This window comes from Streptomyces sp. NPDC093109 (genome assembly GCF_040701725.1).
In the GTDB taxonomy this organism is placed as follows: Bacteria; Actinomycetota; Actinomycetes; order Streptomycetales; family Streptomycetaceae; genus Streptomyces.
The window spans coordinates 1-18,159 of the sequence record NZ_JBFBEZ010000054.1 but is presented as its reverse complement, the minus strand read 5'-3'; the positions used below and the strand labels follow the sequence as shown (position 1 = coordinate 18,159).

15 protein-coding genes are annotated in these 18,159 nt (G+C 70.8%); 5 read left to right on the top strand and 10 right to left on the bottom strand.

Going from position 1 to position 18,159, the window contains the following annotated elements:
• Position 1: 1 nt before the first annotated feature.
• From AB0389_RS33510 to AB0389_RS33490, 5 genes are all read right to left on the bottom strand, one after another.
• A complete protein-coding gene (locus AB0389_RS33510; protein WP_366399347.1) occupies positions 2-1,804 on the bottom strand; it encodes a glycoside hydrolase family 15 protein in 1,803 nt (600 codons plus the stop codon).
• A gap of 98 nt (positions 1,805-1,902) precedes the next feature.
• Positions 1,903-2,721 (bottom strand): SURF1 family protein, encoded by an 819-nt coding sequence (locus AB0389_RS33505; protein WP_366399321.1) that lies wholly within the window; start codon positions 2,719-2,721, stop codon positions 1,903-1,905.
• Positions 2,722-2,852: 131 nt separating this feature from the next.
• Complete coding sequence (locus tag AB0389_RS33500; protein ID WP_114658544.1) at positions 2,853-3,089, bottom strand: hypothetical protein; 237 nt, start codon at positions 3,087-3,089, stop codon at positions 2,853-2,855.
• Between the two features lie 127 nt (positions 3,090-3,216).
• Positions 3,217-4,197, bottom strand: a complete 981-nt coding sequence (locus tag AB0389_RS33495) for a DEDDh family exonuclease (protein ID WP_366399320.1) — start codon at positions 4,195-4,197, stop codon at positions 3,217-3,219.
• 57 nt (positions 4,198-4,254) lie between these two features.
• A complete protein-coding gene (locus tag AB0389_RS33490; protein ID WP_366399319.1) occupies positions 4,255-7,353 on the bottom strand; it encodes an NACHT domain-containing protein in 3,099 nt (1,032 codons plus the stop codon).
• 203 nt (positions 7,354-7,556) lie between these two features.
• Between AB0389_RS33490 and AB0389_RS33485 the strand changes: the two genes are divergently transcribed.
• On the top strand, positions 7,557-8,600 hold the full coding sequence (locus tag AB0389_RS33485; RefSeq protein WP_366399318.1) for a zinc-dependent alcohol dehydrogenase family protein: 1,044 nt from the start codon (positions 7,557-7,559) through the stop codon (positions 8,598-8,600).
• A 107-nt stretch (positions 8,601-8,707) separates the two neighbouring features.
• Here AB0389_RS33485 and AB0389_RS33480 read toward each other — a convergent pair whose 3' ends face one another.
• Positions 8,708-10,276 carry a S8 family serine peptidase gene (locus tag AB0389_RS33480; RefSeq protein ID WP_366399317.1) on the bottom strand — a complete coding sequence of 523 codons (1,569 nt, stop codon included), beginning with the start codon at positions 10,274-10,276 and terminating at the stop codon, positions 8,708-8,710.
• Positions 10,277-10,541: 265 nt separating this feature from the next.
• On the opposite strand from AB0389_RS33480, the gene AB0389_RS33475 reads away from it, so the two are divergent.
• The 3 genes from AB0389_RS33475 to moaA all read left to right on the top strand — a co-directional run bounded on the left by AB0389_RS33475 (position 10,542) and on the right by moaA (position 13,812).
• Positions 10,542-10,943 carry a DUF485 domain-containing protein gene (locus tag AB0389_RS33475; RefSeq protein ID WP_366399316.1) on the top strand — a complete coding sequence of 134 codons (402 nt, stop codon included), beginning with the start codon at positions 10,542-10,544 and terminating at the stop codon, positions 10,941-10,943.
• Entirely contained in the window at positions 10,940-12,613 is a 1,674-nt protein-coding gene (locus tag AB0389_RS33470) for a cation acetate symporter (protein WP_366399315.1), read from the top strand. Before AB0389_RS33475 ends, AB0389_RS33470 begins: the two co-directional genes overlap by 4 nt.
• A gap of 209 nt (positions 12,614-12,822) precedes the next feature.
• Complete coding sequence (moaA, locus tag AB0389_RS33465) at positions 12,823-13,812, top strand: GTP 3',8-cyclase MoaA (protein ID WP_366399314.1); 990 nt, start codon at positions 12,823-12,825, stop codon at positions 13,810-13,812.
• On the opposite strand, the gene AB0389_RS33460 is transcribed toward moaA, so the two are convergent.
• Both AB0389_RS33460 and AB0389_RS33455 read right to left on the bottom strand, forming a co-directional pair.
• Positions 13,795-14,091, bottom strand: coding sequence for a hypothetical protein (locus AB0389_RS33460; RefSeq protein WP_366399313.1), 297 nt, complete (start codon positions 14,089-14,091; stop codon positions 13,795-13,797). The two genes, moaA and AB0389_RS33460, sit on opposite strands and share 18 nt — an antisense overlap.
• Before the next feature lie 184 nt (positions 14,092-14,275).
• Positions 14,276-14,641 carry a DUF3099 domain-containing protein gene (locus AB0389_RS33455; RefSeq protein WP_366399312.1) on the bottom strand — a complete coding sequence of 122 codons (366 nt, stop codon included), beginning with the start codon at positions 14,639-14,641 and terminating at the stop codon, positions 14,276-14,278.
• Between the two features lie 214 nt (positions 14,642-14,855).
• On the opposite strand from AB0389_RS33455, the gene AB0389_RS33450 reads away from it, so the two are divergent.
• Positions 14,856-15,149, top strand: a complete 294-nt coding sequence (locus tag AB0389_RS33450) for a GlsB/YeaQ/YmgE family stress response membrane protein (RefSeq protein ID WP_366399311.1) — start codon at positions 14,856-14,858, stop codon at positions 15,147-15,149.
• A 77-nt stretch (positions 15,150-15,226) separates the two neighbouring features.
• On the opposite strand, the gene tyrS is transcribed toward AB0389_RS33450, so the two are convergent.
• Positions 15,227-16,495, bottom strand: a complete 1,269-nt coding sequence (gene tyrS, locus AB0389_RS33445) for a tyrosine--tRNA ligase (RefSeq protein ID WP_366399310.1) — start codon at positions 16,493-16,495, stop codon at positions 15,227-15,229.
• A 54-nt stretch (positions 16,496-16,549) separates the two neighbouring features.
• Entirely contained in the window at positions 16,550-17,950 is a 1,401-nt protein-coding gene (locus AB0389_RS33440; protein WP_366399309.1) for a metallopeptidase TldD-related protein, read from the bottom strand.
• Between the last annotated feature and the right edge of the window lie 209 nt (positions 17,951-18,159).

Genomic DNA, 18,159 nt, shown 5'->3' with positions numbered 1-18,159 from the left:
GCTATCCTGCCGTGCCGTCGCCGGCCAGCGCATGGCCGGCCAGGGTGAGGGCGGTCACGACCAGCCCGATATGGCTGAACGCCTGCGGGTAGTTGCCCAGTTGCCGCCCGGCCACCGGGTCGTACTCCTCGGAGAGCAGCCCCACGTCGTTGCGGAGCGAGAGCAGCCGGTGGAAGAGCTCCGCCGCCTCGGCCGGCCGGCCCGTCGCGTAGAGCGCGTCCGCGAGCCAGAAGGAGCACACCAGAAACGTTCCCTCACGGCCCGGCAGCCCGTCCACCCCGTACCCCGGCGAGGTGCTGTAGCGGCGGACGAGCCCGTCGTGGCCCAGCTCCGCCCGTACCGCGTCGACCGTGCCGATCACCCGGGGATCGTCCGGCGGCAGGAAGCCGACCCGGGGGATGAGCAGCGTCGCCGCGTCCAGCTCGGTGGAGCCGTACGACTGCGTGAAGGTGTTGCGCACCGGGTCGTACGCCTTCTCGCACACCTCACGGTGCACGGCGTCCCGCATCGCCCGCCACCGCCCGACGTCGCCGCTGAGCGTCGGATCGGCCTCCAGCGTCCGTACGGCCCGGTCGGCGGCGACCCACACCATCACCTTGGAGTGTGTGAAGTGCCGGCGCGGCCCCCGGATCTCCCACAGCCCCTCGTCCGGCTCGCGCCACTTCGACTCCAGGAAGCCCAGCAGGCTGAGCTGGATGCTCCACGCGTGCGGCTTGGGCGCGAGACCGGCCGTCCGCGCGAGGTCGAGGGTGTCCATCACCTCGCCGTACACGTCCAGCTGGAGCTGTTTGACGGCGTCGTTGCCGGTCCGGACCGGGGAGGAGCGCGCGTACCCGGCCAGCCACGGCAGCTCGCTCTCCGGCAGCCGCCGCTCGCCGCCGAGCCCGTACATGATCTGGAGGTCGGCCGGATCCCCGGCGACGGCGCGCAGCAGCCAGTCCCGCCAGGCCGCCGCCTCGGTCAGATAGCCGGCGGAGACCAGCGCCCCCAGCGCCAGGGTGGAGTCGCGCAGCCAGCAGTAGCGGTAGTCCCAGTTCCGCACCCCGCCCAGCTCCTCGGGCAGCGAGGTGGTGGGCGCGGCGACGATGCCGCCCGTTGGGCCGTAGGTGAGCGCCTTGAGGGTGATGAGGGAGCGCATCACGGCGTCGCGGTGCGGCCCCTCGTAGCGGCAGCGCGCCGACCACTTGTGCCAGTCCTTCAGGCTCCGCTCCAGCGACTTGTACGGATCGACGAGTGGCGGGCGGGGCCGGTGCGAGGGGTGCCAGGTGAGGACGAAGGCGACCTTCTCGCCCGTCTCGACGGTGAACGACGAGCAGGTGCTGTAGTGCTGCCCCCACGTCTTGACCTGGGGCTCGCTGCGCAGCCAGACGGAGTCGGGCCCGGCGACCGCCACCCGGTGGCCCTGGGAGCGCCGCATCCACGGCACGACGGATCCGAAGTCGAAGCGCAGCCGCAGGGTGGCGCTCATCTCGACCCGGCCGCTGACGCCCTCGACGATCCGCATGATCTCGGGGGCGACATCGCGCTGCGGCATGAAGTCGGTGACCTTGACGGTGCCGGTCCGGGTCTCCCACACGGACTCCAGCACGAGCGAGTCACCCAGATAGCCGCGCCGGGTGCAGTGCGCGGCACCGGTGGGGGCGAGCCGCCAGTGGCCGTTGTCCTCGGTGCCGAGCAGCGCGGCGAAGCAGGCGGCGGAGTCGAAGCGAGGAAGGCACAGCCAGTCGATGGAGCCGTTCCTGCCGACCAGGGCGGCGGTCTGGAGATCGCCGATGAGTGCGTAGTCCTCGATGCGTTGGGTCACGCCCATGGCTGTTCCCTCGGCGCGAGCGCGCTAAGCAGGACTGCGGCGCGTCGGGTGACGGCGCCGCAGTGTCAGGCTCCGCGTCAGACGTCGGTGCGTCAGGCTCCGGCGGGGACGGGCTCCGGCTCGGACTCCGCCGCCGCCTCCTCGTCCGCGGCCTTCTTCTTCGCGGCGGCGATCCGGTCGCGCCGTTCGTTGCGTACGAGGATCAGCCAGCCCACGGGCACGGCGCCGACGAACAGCCACCACTGGACCGCGTACGCCATGTGCGGCCCGATGTCGCCGTGGTCGGGGGTCGGGACGGCCTCGGGGCTGCCGCCGGAGGGCACGGGCGAGGTCAGCTCGATGTAGCCGCCGAGGACGGTACGGCCCAGCAGCGCCTGCTGCTGCTCGCTGTTGATCAGCATGACCTGGCGCGGCGGCAGATCCCGCAGGTCCTTGATGCCAGTGGCCGTCGTCGACTCGTCGGCCTTGAGCCGGCCGGTGACGGTGACCTCGCCCTTGGGCGCGGCCGGGATACGGGGGAAGGCGTACTGGTCGTCGCCCGCCGCGATCCAGCCGCGGTTGACGATGACCGCGCGGCCGTCCTTGAGGATCAGCGGGATGAGGACGTGGTAGCCGATCCGGTCGTCGCTGGAGGTCCTGCGCCGTACGACCACCTCGTGCGCCGGGTCGAACCGGCCGGTGGCCGTGACCGTACGCCAGTAGTCGGCGCGCGGGACGGTGTGCCCCGGGGACGTCAGATCGGTGACCGGGACGGGCTTCGCGCCGAGGTTGTCCGCGATCAGGGCGTTCTGGGCGACCTTGTGTTCATGGCGGTGGAACTGCCAGAAGCCCAGCTCGATCATCGTGGGGATGAGGGCGAGGCCAAGGAGGGTGAGGATCACCCACTGCCGGGACAACAGGAAGCGGTACACGCCTCCGACGGTACTCGGGGGGCGTCGGAGGACCGGACGGGGGGTGGACATTTCGTGTCGCGCGCCGGGGCGGGGTGGGGCGCGACGCTCCGGGGCGGGGCCGGCGTGTGCTTGCCTCGCACCCGGGCGCCTCACACCCGGTCGACGATGCCCACCCGGCCGTCGGCGCGGGCGCAGTGCCCGCCGCAGTACCAGTGCCCGTCGGCCTCGACGCCCTGTCCGATGATCTGGACGCGGCAGTGTTCGCAGATGGGCGCCATACGGTGGATCGCGCAGGAGAACGAGTCGAAGACGTGCCGCGCGCCGTCCTGGGTCTCCACGTAGAAGGCCAGCTCGTAGTCGTTTCCGCATACCTCGCAACGTGCCATGCGCTGGATGGTCGGTGGCGCGGACGGTGGTGGCAAGGCTTCCCGGGGCGGGTCGCCGACGCGGCACCCGGGCGGCGGTATCGCCCGGTACCGATCGCCCGGTACTACCTGCGGCCCCGACGGACCGTCACGGGGATCCGTCGGCCGGTGCCACGTCCCGCAGCAGCTGGGTGAAGGCCGCCTCGTCGATCACCGGCGTACCGAACGACGCGGCCTTGACCGTCTTCGACGTCGACGAGTCCGGGTCATTGGTCACCAGCAGGCTGGTCAGCCGCGAGACGCTCGTCGCGACGTGCAGCCCCGCCTCCACGGACCGGTCCTCCAGCAGCTCGCGGTCGATGGAGGTGTCGCCGGAGAACGCCACCCGCATCCCCTGCGTCAGCCGCCCGCCCGGTACGTACCGCCCGGGGTTCGGATACGGGCAGGAGGGCCGCTTGCGCGAGGGCCGCCAGCTCGCCTGCCGGTACGAGGCCTGATAGCCGACCCGGGGCGCGGCGGGCCCGTCGGACCACTCGGTGAGCGGCCGGCACTCCAGCAGCGGCAGCCGTACGCCGTCCCGCGCCGCCGCGTGCAGACTCGGCCGGAACGACTCGGCCAGCACCCGCGCGTCGTCCAGCGCGTGGTGCGCGCGCTGCTGTACGACACCGAAGTGCGCGGCGAGCGTCTCCAGCTTGTGGTTGGGCAGCGGCAGCCCCAGCTCCTTGGAGAGCGCGATGGTGCACAGCCGCTGCCGGGTGGGCGCGGTCCGTTCCGCCCGCGCGTACTCCCGGGAGATCATCGACCAGTCGAAGATCGCGTTGTGCGCCACGAGCACCCGGCCGTCGAGCCGTTCGGCCAGCGCGCCGGCGATCTCGGGGAAGAGCGGGGCACCGGCCAGCACATCGGTCGTCAGCCCGTGGATCCACACCGGTCCTGGGTCGCGCTCCGGATTGACCAGGGTGTACCAGTGGTCCTCGACATTGCCCCGGGCGTCCAGGCGGTAGACGGCAGCCGACACTATCCGGTCGTCGCGGGCGAGGCCGGTGGTCTCGACGTCGACGACCGCGTACCCCTCGGGGTAGGCGGCCGGCCACGTCGCTGCTGTCGTCTGGTCGTCAAGCATGGTCACAGAGAATACGGGCCGGGACCGACAGACCCGTAGTCCGGTCCTCCGCTGCCGCTCGGTTCAGTCGGGGTCGCGGATGATGCGGCCGGGCGGGAAGAGGTCTTCGCCGGTCACAGGGGTGTCGCCAGACAGCCTGATGGTGAGGTGCTCCAGGTCGACCAGCGGGCTTAGGTCCATCGGAGAGCCAGGCTGACTGTAGTTGATGAGCCACAGAGTGGTGAGGGCGGGCAGAGTGCCCAGTGGGGCCAGCCCGTCCGGCACTTCGCACTCGAACAACACGAGGGTTTCAAGTTCGAGGAGATGGCTGAGGTGTCTCAGATCCAGCGAGTCCTGGTGACGGAGATTCAGTAGGCGCAGTCTGTTGAGCGACGGCGTCTCGGCCAGTTGCCGGGTCTGTGTCACTCCGCTCAGCGTGAGGTCTGTGAGGTGTGGCCAGCGTTCGATGCCTGACAGATCGAGGTAGCGCGTCTGCGTGCTGAGCGACAGTCTGATCAGTTGCGGGCCGATCTGTAGTTCGCCAACGCTCTCCATGAGCAAGGGGTAGTCGAACAGTACGTGTTGGAGATCGGGCATCTCGCTGAGAGGGTCCAACGCAATCTCATGATGCAGGTCGGACAAGATGAGATCGGTGATCCCGGGCCGGGCCAGAGCTGTCAGATCCCTTACCGCTAGGCAGCGGTTCAGATGCACATCGGTGAGGTGCGGGAGTGCCGTGAGGACGGACAGGTCGGTTAGCACGCCGTTGTCCCATAGCTGGAGCCTGTTCAGTTCCTCCAGGGCCAGCAAGGGAGTGAGATCGGGATGGTTACCGACCACACGCACATGACGGGCCTGAGGAACGTGACGTAAGGCCAGCAGTTGTTCCGGGGTGCGGACGGTCAGAAAGCACTCCTTCCAGCCGCGGCCGGAAAGAATCGCTTTCGCGTACGACTCGGTGTCGAATGAACCCCAGGCCCTGCACAAATCGTTGACAATCCACGGCCGAACGTCCTCCCGAAACCGTGAGATCACGGCTAGGGCGGCATCCCCCTTGATGAGTCCCGCCGTCCGCACCACCGCTGCCGCCGTGCGCTTGTCCAGCCCCTCCGGCCCCGGTAGCAGTTCGATCACCAGCTCCCCGACCTTCGCCAGCTCCTCCGCGTCCCGGTCCCCGCGCGGCGGCACCAACTCCTCCGTCCGTCGCTCCACCTCGCCCCGTACCCCCGGATCCAACTCCGGTGCGTGTTCCAGGCAGGTCGCCGCCAGCAGTACCAGCCGGTTGCGCAGTCGGGGCGCGCGGTCCGCGCGGCGGAGCAACTGCTTGAGCAGGCGCGCCCGTTCGTCCAGGCGTGCGTGGCCCACCGCCATCCGTACCACGTCGTCCCACTGGTCGTCGTGCGCGTTGCTCACCAGCACGCCGAAGTCCCGCGCCTCGACCGCCGCCTTCGCGCCCAGGTAGTCCTGGAACGTGCGGTGGACGAAGTCGACGGCGCCCGGGACCGGTTCGCGGAGCAGGCCGCTGCGGTTCAGGAGGTGCTGGAAGACGTGCTCCGCCTCGCAGGCCACCTGCGGCATCGCCGCCAGCCACTCGCCGACCATCTCCACGGCCTCGTCCCGCACCGCCTCCACCTGGCCGTTGCGGATCAGCCAGTACGCGAGGCGCTGGAGCAGGGCCGTCTGCTCGTCGCGGGTGAGGGTGACGCCCTCGACGTCCTGGATCTCGCGTTCCGTGTCCCGTCGTACGAGGAGCATTTCGAGTGCGGCGTCGTACAACTCCTTCCGGGCTCGCGGAAGTTGCATCCGGCGGTCCCGGTTCAGGGCGCAGAGCAGCGCGCACATCAGCGGGTTTGTTGCCAGCCGGCCCAGGTCCCGGCGCGTGGTGACGGCGTGCATGAGGGACTTCTCGTACGTGTCGAGCCGCGCGCGCTCGTCGTCGGCGCCGCACTCCAGCCGGGCCGCGTCGTGCCAGTGGGAGACGAACGAGCCGAGGGCGTCGCGTTCCATCGGCAGCAGGGAGTGCGCCACGAAACCCAGCCCGGACAGCCAGTCCACGGGGACGGCTGACGGGCGGGTCGTCACCACGTACCGAGCCCGGGGGAACGCCGCCACCAGGGACTTCAGCCAGGCTTCCGTGCGCGCCCGCAGCCGCGTCGGCACCTCGTCCACGCCGTCGACCAGGACCAGCGCCCGGCCCTCCGTCAGCAGGGACTCCGCCCAGGGCCCCGCCGGGGTCAGCGGGACGCCCGCAGCCCGCAGGAAGTCCTCCGGCAGCGGGAGAGCCTCCGACACGGTGAAGGCGCGCAGCCGCAGCACGAAGGGGACGCACCGGTTCAGGTCCGCCAGCTCGGGGAGGAAGCCGCGCCGGGCGGCGGTCACGGCCAGCCACTGCACCAGCGTGCTCTTGCCGGAACCGGCCGCCCCGCGCAGCAGTAGCCGGTCCGCGCCCGCCAGCGCCTGTTCGGTGGTGAGCGTCGCGGGGCCGACGCGCGGCAGCCCGGGGATCTCCCGCTCGCCGCTCATGGCGAGGCTGATGTAGGCGGTGTCCAGGGGCAGTTCGCGGCTCGACCGACCCAGCGTCAGCCCGAACAGCTCCAGCCGGCCGTGGGTCGCGGTCACATAGGCCGCGTACCGCTCCTCGAAGCCGAGCGCGACCGCGTCCGCGCGCGGCCCCATCCGCTCCCGTACGTCCGCCACCAGCTCCCGCGTGCGTCCCGTTGCCCGCGTCTGCTCCACCGCCGCCCGTGCGGGGAAGGAGGGGTGCGCCGTGAGCTGCTCCACCAGGTGCGCGCAGCACAGCCCGAGCAGCTCGTCGTACAGTCCCCGCGCCCGTTCACCCAGCCCCGCCGCCGGGGAGCGCAGCTCGCCGTGCAGCCGCGCCGGGTCGAGATCCAGGGCGAACAGCCGCTCGGCGCCGATATCGCCCGCCGCCGCGAAGGTGTCCCGTACGGAGTCGACGGCTGCCAGCCGTTCGTGCGCGGGCAGGGCTGCGTACGAGGCGTGCGAGGGGGAGAGGCGCCGCGCCAGCACCTTCGCCAGCCGGTCCGGGCTCGCCGGGCGGGGGAGCGGGCGGAGCGGGTCGGGGACCAGGGCGGCGCCCGGTCTCGGGGCCAGCAGGGACTTGGCGACGGTGCCGCCGACCGCGCCCGCCAGCCGGACCAGTGCCATTTCGATACCCGTCACGGATGTGCCCGCCCCCTGGCCGCCTCACGCACCGTTCGCGGGCACGCACTCTTCACCGTGCACAGGATCGTACGGCGGACGGACCCCGCCGAGAGGCCGGTTTGCACCGGCCCCCGGGCACGGGCTTACGGTGAATGGTCGTACCAACCAATTCGTACGCGTCATTACCCTGGAAATTCCTCCCAAAAGGAACGGAACCCCCCATGCGCGCCACCGTCATCCACGCCCCCGGCGACATACGGGTCGAGGACGTCCCCGACCCCGTCGTCCAGCTCCCCACCGACGCGGTCGTCCGTGTCCTGCGCGCCTGCATCTGCGGCAGCGACCTGTGGCCCTACCGGGGAGAGGGGACCACCGGGGCGGGCCGCCGGATCGGGCACGAGTTCCTCGGCGTGGTGGAGGAGACCGGGGCCGGCGTGAGCGGGTTCGCGGCCGGGGATCTTGTCGTCGCGCCGTTCGCCTGGTCCGACGGGGTCTGCGCGCTGTGCCGCGAGGGTGTGCACACCTCCTGCGCCGAGGGCGGCATCTGGGGCCAGCCCGGATCCGACGGCGGACAGGGCGAGGCCGTGCGGGTGCCCCACGCCGACGGCACGCTCGTCAAACTGCCCGCCGACGCGGCCTCCGACGACCGGCTGCTGACCGCGCTGCTCGCGCTCTCCGACGTGATGGGCACCGGCCACCACGCCGCCCTGGGCGCGGGCGTACGGCCCGGGGCCACGGTCGCGGTCGTCGGGGACGGCGCGGTCGGGCTGTGCGGTGTGCTGGCCGCCAGGCGGCTCGGCGCCGAGCGGATCATCGCGCTCGGACGGCATCAGGCCCGTACCGACATCGCCCGGCGGTTCGGCGCCACCGATGTCGTCGCCGAGCGCGGTGACGCGGCGGTCGAGGCCGTACGGGAACTCACCGGCGGGCAGGGCGCCCACTGCGTGATCGAGGCCGTGGGCACCGAACAGTCGATGCACACATCGCTGCGGATCGCCCGCGACGGCGGCGCCGTCGGCTATGTCGGGGTGCCGCACGGCAGCGCCACCGGCATCGACCTCGGGCTCATGTTCGGCCGGAACATCGCGCTGCGCGGGGGCGTCGCGCCCGCCCGTGCCTACCTGCCCGAGCTGCTGCCCGACGTGCTGGACGGCACGATCGACCCGTCCCCCGTCTTCGACCTGACCGTCGGCCTGGAGGACATCGCCCAGGGCTACAAGGAGATGGACGCGCGGACCGCGCTCAAGGTGCTCGTCACCGTCTGAGCGATCTGAGCGGTCTGAGCGGTGTGACGATACGTACGTACGCACGTGGGCCGTCCCCCGGTCGCCGGGGAACGGCCCACGCCGTTCGTTCGTTTACCGCTCCGCGGTTACTTGTTCACCGCGGCCAGGGCGTCGACCAGACCCGCCCCGTAGAAGCTGTTGTAGCGCTTGCTTCCGGTGCACACGGCGTCGGCCACGCCGTCACCGTTGAGGTCGTACACCTCGGGGCACTCCGTCTTCGTCGCCTGGACCTTGAGCAGCGCCTTGATGGCGGCGGCCGAGGCGTGCGGGTGCGTCGACTTCAGCAGCGCAGCCACGCCCGCGACATGCGGGGAGGCCATCGACGTACCGGCCATGTAGCCCCACCTGGCGTTCGGCAGCGGGCCAAGGATCAGACCGCTGGTCGCCGGGGCGTCCGGGGTCTGGTAGCGGGTGGAGTCGCCGCCCGGGGCCGTGACGTCGATGACGCCGAGACCGTGGTTCGAGAACGAGGACTTCAGGCCCTTCGCGCCGGTGGCGGAGACGGTGACGACACCCGGCAGCTCCGTCGGGATGTCGAAGCACTTCGACGTGTCGATGGTGCGGTCCACCGGGGTCGAGTCGTTCGGGCTGGAGGAGTCGTCGATCGTACGGGCGGCGAGGTCGTAGTTCTCGTTGCCCGCGGCGGCGACGTTGACCGTGCCCTTGCTCTCCGCGTACCGGGTGGCCCGGGTGAGGGAGTCGACCAGAGCCTTCTGATCGGGGTCCGTCACGCAGTTGAAGTACCACGGGTCGGTGTAATAGCTGTTGTTCGTCACGTCGATGCCGTGGTCGGCCGCCCAGACGAAGCTGCACACGACGGCCTCGGCGTAGAAGTAGCCGGCCGGGGTGGACGCCTTGATGCCCGCGACCCGTACGCCCGGCGCCACGCCGGTGACGCCGATGCCGTTCTTCGCCGCGGCTATCTCACCCGCGACATGCGTGCCGTGCGGGCTCTCCTCGGCGGTCGGCCGCCAGGCGCCGTCCGTCGTGTCGGGCTTGCCGCTGACGCAGTTGACGGAGGCCGCGCGGTTGAAGTTCGGCGCGAGGTCCGGGTGTGTGTCGTCGACACCCGTGTCGATGACGCCGACGGTGACCTTCGAGCTGCCGAGCGTCTTCAGGTGCGCCTTGTCCGCCTTGATGGCGGGCAGGTCCCACTGCAGGGGCTCCAGCGGGTCGGGCTCGGCCGCCGCGGCCGAAGCCGGGGAAGCCGCCTTCGACGCCTTCGCCGTCGCTGCCGCCACCGCGTCCACCTGCTCGGCCGTCAGCTCAACGGGCGCGCCGATGTCCGTCGTCGACTGCGAGGGCAGCGGAGCGGTGCGGGTGGCTCCGGCCGAGAGGACCCCGCCGGTCTTGCGCACGGTCTTCGCGAACTCCGGGTTCTGCGAGGTGACGACGGTGACACCTATCTTGTCGTAGGACGTCACCACCGTGCCGCCGGCCCGGTCTATCGCCTTCTTGACCGACTTTGCCGTCAGCGCCCCGCCGTACGTGTTGACGACGTACGTCAGCTTCGGACCGTCCGTCACGACCGGCGTGGGTCCGCCCGCCGGAGCGGCCGAGGCCGTGCCCGCCGGCAGGAAGCCGAGCGAGACGGTGAGCGCCAGACCTACGGGCAGCGCCAGTGCGCGCCGCCGTCTGGATCCCAGATGAGCCATGGGTTCTCCACATCATCCGTGAGTGCCGTCCTCGCGCGGAGCTGCGCTGGACGGGTACATGACCAGTGAAGCTATCGCTGATCATTGGTGCTCTTCAATCGTTCCCGGCGTCAATTCCGGATTGATTCCGGAAGAAAAAGCCCCGGGGTGAACCGCTTCGCCACGCCCTCCGTGCCGTTGTCAGGGGGACGAGCATCCGCCCACCCCCTGTGAGGTCTTCCGCGCCATGTCCCACTCCACCGCACCCGCGTCACGAGGAGATTCCGTGGCTTCCGACGTACCGCCGCCCGAGCCGCAGGCTTCCGAGCCCCCGGCACCCGACCGGTCGGCCCCCGAACCGCCCTCGGCGGCCCAGCCCACGACGGCCCAGTTCGTCGCGGTGCAGGAGAGCGCGGACTTCGCCGAACTGCGGCGTACGTACCGCGCCTTCGCCTTTCCGCTGACCATCGCCTTCATCGCCTGGTACCTGCTGTACGTCCTGCTGTCCAACTACGCCGGCGGGTTCATGGGCACCAAGCTCTTCGGCAACATCAACATCGCGCTCGTGCTCGGTCTCGCGCAGTTCGCCACCACCTTCCTGATCGCCTGGATCTACTCGCGGCACGCGGCCCGCCGGCTCGACCCGGGCGCCGAGGCCATCAAGTCCCGTATGGAGGCGGACGCATGAGCCACTCGGTCGCACTCCTGAGCGGGCCCGTCGACGTGCCCCTCCCGCTCGTGCCCGTCCAGCTCGCCGCCGCCGGGGACGCCAGCGAGCACCGGCCGCTGATCATCACGCTCTTCGGGCTCTTCGTGGTGGCCACCCTGGTCATCACCGTCTGGGCCGGCCGGCAGACCAAGAGCGCCTCCGACTTCTACGCGGGCGGCCGTCAGTTCACCGGCTTCCAGAACGGCCTCGCGGTCTCCGGCGACTACATGTCCGCCGCGTCGTTCCTCGGCATCGCCGGTGCCATCGCCCTCTTCGGCTACGACGGCTTCCTCTACTCCATCGGCTTCCTGGTCGCCTGGCTGGTGGCGCTGCTGCTCGTCGCCGAACCGCTGCGGAACTCCGGCCGGTACACGATGGGCGACGTCCTCGCGTACCGCATGCGCCAGCGTCCGGTCCGTACCGCCGCCGGCACCTCCACCATCGTCGTGTCGATCTTCTATCTGCTGGCGCAGATGGCCGGCGCGGGCGTGCTGGTCTCGCTGCTCCTCGGCATCACCAGCGACGCGGGCAAGATCGCCATCGTCGCGCTGGTCGGGCTGCTGATGATCGTGTACGTCACGATCGGCGGGATGAAGGGCACCACCTGGGTCCAGATGGTCAAGGCCGTCCTGCTCATCGCGGGCACCCTGCTGATCACGTTCCTGATCCTGTGGAAGTTCCACTTCAACCTCTCCGACCTGCTCGGTACGGCCGCGAGCAACAGCGGCAAGGGCTCGGCCTTCCTGGAGCCGGGGCTGAAGTACGGGGCCACGGCGACCTCGAAGCTGGACTTCATCTCGCTCGGCATCGCGCTGGTGCTCGGTACGGCGGGACTGCCGCACATCCTGATCCGCTTCTACACCGTTCCGACCGCGCAGGCCGCCCGGAAGTCGGTCATCTGGGCGATCGGCATCATCGGCTCCTTCTACCTGATGACCATCGTGCTCGGCTTCGGTGCCGCCGCCCTGCTCAAGCCCGGCGACATCATCGCCTCCAACAAGTCCGGCAACACGGCGGCGCCGCTGACCGCCCTGGAGATCGGCGGCGGCGCGGGGTCGACCGGGGGCGCGATCCTGCTCGCGGTGATCTCCGCGGTGGCCTTCGCCACCATCCTCGCGGTGGTCGCGGGCCTGACGCTGGCGTCCTCGTCGTCCTTCGCGCACGACATCTACGCCAATGTCATCCGCAAGGGTGAGGCCACCGAGAAGGAAGAGGTACGGGCGGCCCGCTGGGCGACCGTCGCCATCGGCGTCGTCTCCATCGCGCTCGGCGCACTCGCCCGCGATCTGAACGTGGCCGGCCTGGTCGCGCTCGCCTTCGCCGTCGCGGCCTCCGCCAATCTGCCGACGCTGCTGTACAGCCTGTTCTGGAAGAGATTCACCACCCAGGGCGCCCTGTGGTCGATCTACGGCGGGCTGGCCTCGTCCGTTCTGCTGGTGCTGTTCTCGCCGGTCGTCTCGGGGAAGCCCACGTCGATGTTCCCGAGCGTCGATTTCCACTTCTTCCCGCTGGAGAACCCCGGGCTGATCTCGATCCCGCTGGGCTTCCTGCTCGGGTGGCTGGGCACCGTCCTGTCGAAGGAGGAGCCGGACGCGGGCAAGTACGCGGAGCTGGAGGTCAAATCCCTGACGGGCACGGGGGCGCACTGAGCCGGTCGCTCCCCACGCCCTCCGTGGCCGCGCCGCACTCCTGCGGCGCGGCCACGTCGGTGTCAGTGGTCTGACGTAGGCTCGAACATGTTCGGATCAGTACGTTCGGATCGGACGTTCGGACGAGCATGCTCGGATCAGCACGTCCGGATCAGCACGTCTGGATCAGCACGTCCGGTCCGTCACCGTCACCGGGAGGAGGCAACACCGTGCTCATCGACACCTTCGGCCGCGTCGCCACCGACCTGCGCGTCTCGCTCACGGACCGCTGCAATCTGCGGTGCACGTACTGCATGCCGGAGGAGGGCCTCCAGTGGCTCACCAAGTCCGACCTGCTGAGCGACGACGAGATCGTCCGGCTGATCCGGATCGCCGTGACCCGCCTCGGGATCACCGAGGTCCGCTTCACCGGCGGTGAGCCGCTGCTCAGACCCGGCCTCGTCGGGATCGTGGCGCGCTGCGCCGAGCTGGATCCGCGCCCCGAGATGTCGCTGACGACCAACGGCATCGGGCTCGGGCGCACGGCCGCCGCGCTGAAGGAGGCCGGTCTCGACCGGGTCAATGTCTCGCTCGACACCCTGCGCCCGGACGCCTTCAAGACCCTCACCCGCCGCGACCGGCACGCGGACGTGCTCGCCGGACTGCGCGCCGCGCACGAGGCGGGGCTGACCCCGGTCAAGGTCAACGCCGTCCTGATGCCGGGGCTCAACGCGGACGAGGCCCCCGACCTGCTGGCCTGGGCGCTGGAGCACGGCTATGAGCTGCGGTTCATCGAGCAGATGCCGCTCGACGCCCAGCACGGCTGGAAGCGCTCCGGCATGATCACGGCCGGCGACATCCTCGCCTCACTGCGTACGCGCTTCACCCTGACCGACGAGGACACGGCGGACCGCGGCTCCGCCCCGGCCGAGCGCTGGACGGTGGACGGCGGGCCCGGCCGGGTCGGGGTCATCGGCTCCGTCACCCGCCCGTTCTGCGGTGCCTGCGACCGTACGCGGCTCACGGCCGACGGCCAGGTGCGCACCTGCCTCTTCGCCCAGGAGGAGACGGATCTGCGCGCCGCGCTGCGCTCCGACGCGTCCGACGACGTGATATCCGGCCTCTGGAAGGCCGCGATGTGGGGAAAGAAGGCCGGTTCAGGTCTGGACGACCCGGAGTTTCTCCAGCCCGACCGCCCCATGTCAGCCATCGGCGGCTGAGCCTGGTTCACCGCCCGGGGGGTTCTCGGCACGCTCCCACGCGTCCAGCGTCACCACGTCCTTGAGGAAGCCGCGCACCCCGAGGAACGAGGAGAGATGCTCCCGGTGCTCGTCGCAGGCCAGCCAGGTCTTGCGCCGTTCCGGCGTGTGCAGCTTGGGATTGTTCCAGGCCAGGACCCATACGGCGGCGGCGCGGCACCCCTTGGCGGAGCAGACGGGGGCGGTGGCGGGGGTGTCGGGGCCGCCCTGAGCGGGGCCGTCGAAGAGGGGGAAGTTCACCGCTCTACCCTACGACCGAAGAAACGACCGAAAAAAAACGACGCCGAGCAGCCACGGGGGGAGCTGCCCGGCGTCGGTCTGTCGCTCCGACGGGGGATGCGGAGCGCCTGCAAAGTATGTCACGGAGAAGGGGGTGCCGCGCACAAGAACTTCACGATTGATCTGAGCTTTTCTTGAGCTTGGTCTATCTCCGGCCGTTCTGGATATCGTCCCGGTCGTGTTCCCCGGCTCCGCCGCCGGTCGGGGGCGTGGGCGGTGGCGCGATCATCGGAGGCGGCTCCACGGTCACGAAGGTGGAGGGGAGTGAAGTGACGTTCTCCCGGCCCCCGTTGGCGAACACCACCGCCACATAGGGCAGGAGGATACCCAGCGCCAGGGCCACGATCGCGATCGGCCGCTGGACGTTCCACAGCGCGGCGGTCGCGATCACCGCGACGGTCCGCAGCGACATGGAGATCACATAGCGACGCTGCCGGCCGCGCACATCCTCGGCCAGTCCCCGGCGGGCTCCCGTGATCTGGAAGACCTCGGAGCCGCTCTTCTTCCGCATCCCGACCCACCACCCGATTCACCTGTGCCGGACTCGCCCCGGACCGGACGCCACCACGGTACGCCGCGGCCTCCCCGGGAACGAGAGCGGGGGCGCCGCTCTTTCCGGCGCCGGACCGCGCGCCACCCCGTACGGCTCTGTCCGACATGCGCTGAATGGCCGACCGGCACAGACTGTCGGTCATGCGCATATCGCGCCGCGTGAGGAGGCGACCATGAGTTGGTTGTGGGTCATCGTCGTGGGTCTGGTGCTCGGTCTGATCGCCCGTGCGATCATCCCCGGCAAACAGCACATCCCACTGTGGCTGACGGCTGTGTTCGGCATCCTGGGCAGCATTCTCGGCAATGCCGTCGCGGGATGGATCGGTGTCCGCCACACCAGTGGCATCGACTGGACCCGCCATGTGCTCCAGCTGATCGGGGCCATCATCGTGGTCGCCCTGGGCGCGAAACTCTGGAGCACGATCAGAGGCACCAGGGGCACCGAGAACCACCGCGAGAGAATCTAGGATCCCTCCGGAAACACCGCTGCCGGGCGTATGGGAAGAACCCCTCCCGTACGCCCGGCAGCGGTGTTTCGCGCGGGTCAGCCCCCGGCGACCTCGATCGCGGCCAGGTTCTTCTTGCCCCGGCGCAGCACCAGCCAGCGGCCGTGCAGCAGCTCGGCCCGGTTGGGGACCGCGTCCGCGTCGGCGACCTTCACGTTGTTCACGTACGCGCCGCCCTCCTTGACCGTACGGCGCGCGGCCGACTTGCTCGCCGCCAGGCCCGTCTCGACCAGCAGGTCGACCACCGCCGCCGGCTCGGCGACCGTGGCGTGCGGCACCTCGGAGAGCGCGGCGCCGAGCGTCGCCTCGTCCAGCTCCGTCAGCTCGCCCTGGCCGAAGAGCGCGCGGGACGCGGCGATGACCGCCGCGCACTGGTCCGCGCCGTGGACCAGCGTCGTCAGCTCCTCCGCCAGCGCCCGCTGGGCCGCGCGGGCCTGCGGACGCTCCGCGGTGAGCGTCTCCAGCTCGGCCAGCTCGGCCTGCGACTTGAAGCTGAGGATGCGGCTGTACGCGGTGATGTCGCGGTCGTCCACGTTCAGCCAGAACTGGTAGAACGCGTACGGCGTGGTCATCTCCGGGTCGAGCCAGACCGCCCCGCCCTCCGTCTTGCCGAACTTCGTGCCGTCCGCCTTCACCATCAGCGGCGTCGCCAGCGCGTGCACCTCGGCGCCCGGCTCGACCCGGTGGATCAGGTCGAGACCGGCGGTGAGATTGCCCCACTGGTCGCTGCCGCCCTGCTGGAGGACGCAGCCGTACCGCCGGTACAGCTCCAGGAAGTCCATGCTCTGGAGGAGCTGGTAGCTGAACTCGGTGTAGCTGATGCCCTCGTCGGACTCCAGCCGGCGGGCGATCGAGTCCTTCGTGAGCATCTTGTTCACCCGGAAGTGCTTGCCGATGTCCCGCAGGAACTCGATCGCGGACAGGCCCGCGGTCCAGTCCAGGTTGTTGACCATCGTCGCCGCGTTCGGCCCGTCGAAGGCGAGGAACGGCTCGATCTGCGACCGGAGCCGGGCCACCCAGCCGGCCACCGTCTCCGGATCGTTCAGCGTGCGCTCGGCCGTCGGCCGCGGGTCGCCGATCTGCCCCGTCGCCCCGCCGACCAGCGCCAGCGGCCGGTGTCCGGCCTGCTGGAGCCTGCGTACGGTCAGCACCTGCACGAGATGGCCCACGTGCAGGCTGGGCGCGGTCGGGTCGAAACCGCAATAGAACGTGACGGGACCGTCCGCGAGCGCCTTGCGCAAAGCGTCCTCGTCAGTGGACTGGGCGAACAGCCCGCGCCACTTCAGCTCGTCGACGATGTCCGTCACGGTCGGGTCTCTCCTCGCACGTCAATGGATGTACCACGGGTCAGTCTATGGGGGTCATACGCCCCGGCTGACCGAGCTCATATTGAAGTCGGGCACGCGCAGCGCGGGCATCGCGGCCCGGGTGAACCAGTCGCCCCACTCGCGCGGCAGCGTCTTCTCCGTACGCCCCGCCTCGGTGGCCCGGGACAGCAGATCGACCGGCGACTCGTTGAACCGGAAGTTGTTCACCTCGCCGACGACCTCGCCGTCCTCCACCAGATACACCCCGTCCCTGGTCAGCCCGGTGAGCAGCAGCGTCGCCGGGTCGACCTCGCGGATGTACCAGAGACAGGTCAGCAGCAGCCCGCGCGAGGTGCTCGCCACCATCTCCTCCAGCGACCGCTCGCCGCCGCCGTCCAGGATCAGATTCCCGATGCCCGGCGCGACCGGCAGGCCGGTCAGGGCGGCGCTGTGCCGGGTGGTGACGAGCCGGTCCAGCGTGCCCTGCCGCACCCACTCCGTGGGGGCCAGCGGCAGACCGTTGTCGAAGACGGACGCGTCGTCCCCGGACGCGTGCGCGATCACGAACGGCGCGGACTCCAGCCCCGGCTCGGACGGGTCGGAGCGGAGCGTGAGCGGCAGCGGGGAGAGGGTCTCCCCGACGCGGGTGCCGCCGCCGGGGCGGGAGAAGACCGTACGGCCCTCCACCGCGTCCCGGGCCGCCGAGGACCACAGCTGGTAGATCAGCAGGTCGGCCACGGCGGTCGGCGGCAGCAGCGTCTCGTACCGCCCGGCGGGCAGTTCGATCTTCCGCTCGGCCCAGACCAGCCGGCGGGCCAGCTCGGCGTCGAGCGCGCCGGGGTCGACGTCCTTGAAGTCGCGCGTGGCGCGGCCCGCCCACGCGGAGCGCGTACGGTCCGGGGACTTGGCGTTCAGCTCCAGCGTGCCGTTCGGCTGGTCGTGGCGCAGCCGTACCCCCGTCGACGTCCCGAGATACGTCGACGTCAGCTCGTGGTTGGCGAAGCCGTACAGCTCACGGCCACCGGCCCGGGCCCGCGCGAACGCCTCGCCGAGCGCCGGCGCGAAGTCCGCGAAGACGGCGGAGGTCGTCTCCACGGGCGCGTCCGTGAAGTTCCCCGACACCTCTCCGGCCGCCACCAGCGGCCCCGCGTCCTCGGCCGGTCCGGCGCCGCGCGCGGCGGCCTCGGCGGCCCGGACCAGCGGCTCCAGCTCGTCGGCGGTCACCGCGGCGCGCGACACCACCCCCGAGGCGGTGCCCCGCGCCCCGTCGACGGTCGCGATGACGGTGAGCGTACGGCCCCGGGTGACCCCGTTGGTGGTCAGCGCGTTGCCCGCCCAGCGGAGATTGGCCGACGACTGCTCGTCGGCGATGACGACGCAGCCGTCGGCCGTGGACAGTTCGAGCGCGCGCTCGACGATCTCGTGCGGCCTGCTGCTCCTGATCGCGCCGCTCATCGTCCGGCCTCCTGAGTCGTGTTAAGGCTGTGCTGTCCCGGGGGACGACCCCCGGACCCCCGGCCGGGCGTGGTGGTCGTCGTCATCGTCCGGCCTCCTGAGTCGTGTTGAGACTGTGCTGTCCCGGGGGACGACCCCCGGACCCCCGGCCGGGCGTGGTGGTCGTTGTCATCGTCCGGCCTCCTGAGTCGTGTTGAGAGTGTGCTGTC

Coding starts and splice junctions, on each gene's coding strand:
- AB0389_RS33500 (WP_114658544.1), bottom strand. CDS start 3,089: ATGGCACGTTGCGAGGTATGCGGAAACGACTACGAGCTGGCCTTCTAC.
- AB0389_RS33470 (WP_366399315.1), top strand. CDS start 10,940: ATGAGCCACTCGGTCGCACTCCTGAGCGGGCCCGTCGACGTGCCCCTC.
- AB0389_RS33480 (WP_366399317.1), bottom strand. CDS start 10,276: ATGGCTCATCTGGGATCCAGACGGCGGCGCGCACTGGCGCTGCCCGTA.
- AB0389_RS33450 (WP_366399311.1), top strand. CDS start 14,856: ATGAGTTGGTTGTGGGTCATCGTCGTGGGTCTGGTGCTCGGTCTGATC.
- AB0389_RS33455 (WP_366399312.1), bottom strand. CDS start 14,641: ATGCGGAAGAAGAGCGGCTCCGAGGTCTTCCAGATCACGGGAGCCCGC.
- AB0389_RS33485 (WP_366399318.1), top strand. CDS start 7,557: ATGCGCGCCACCGTCATCCACGCCCCCGGCGACATACGGGTCGAGGAC.
- AB0389_RS33440 (WP_366399309.1), bottom strand. CDS start 17,950: ATGAGCGGCGCGATCAGGAGCAGCAGGCCGCACGAGATCGTCGAGCGC.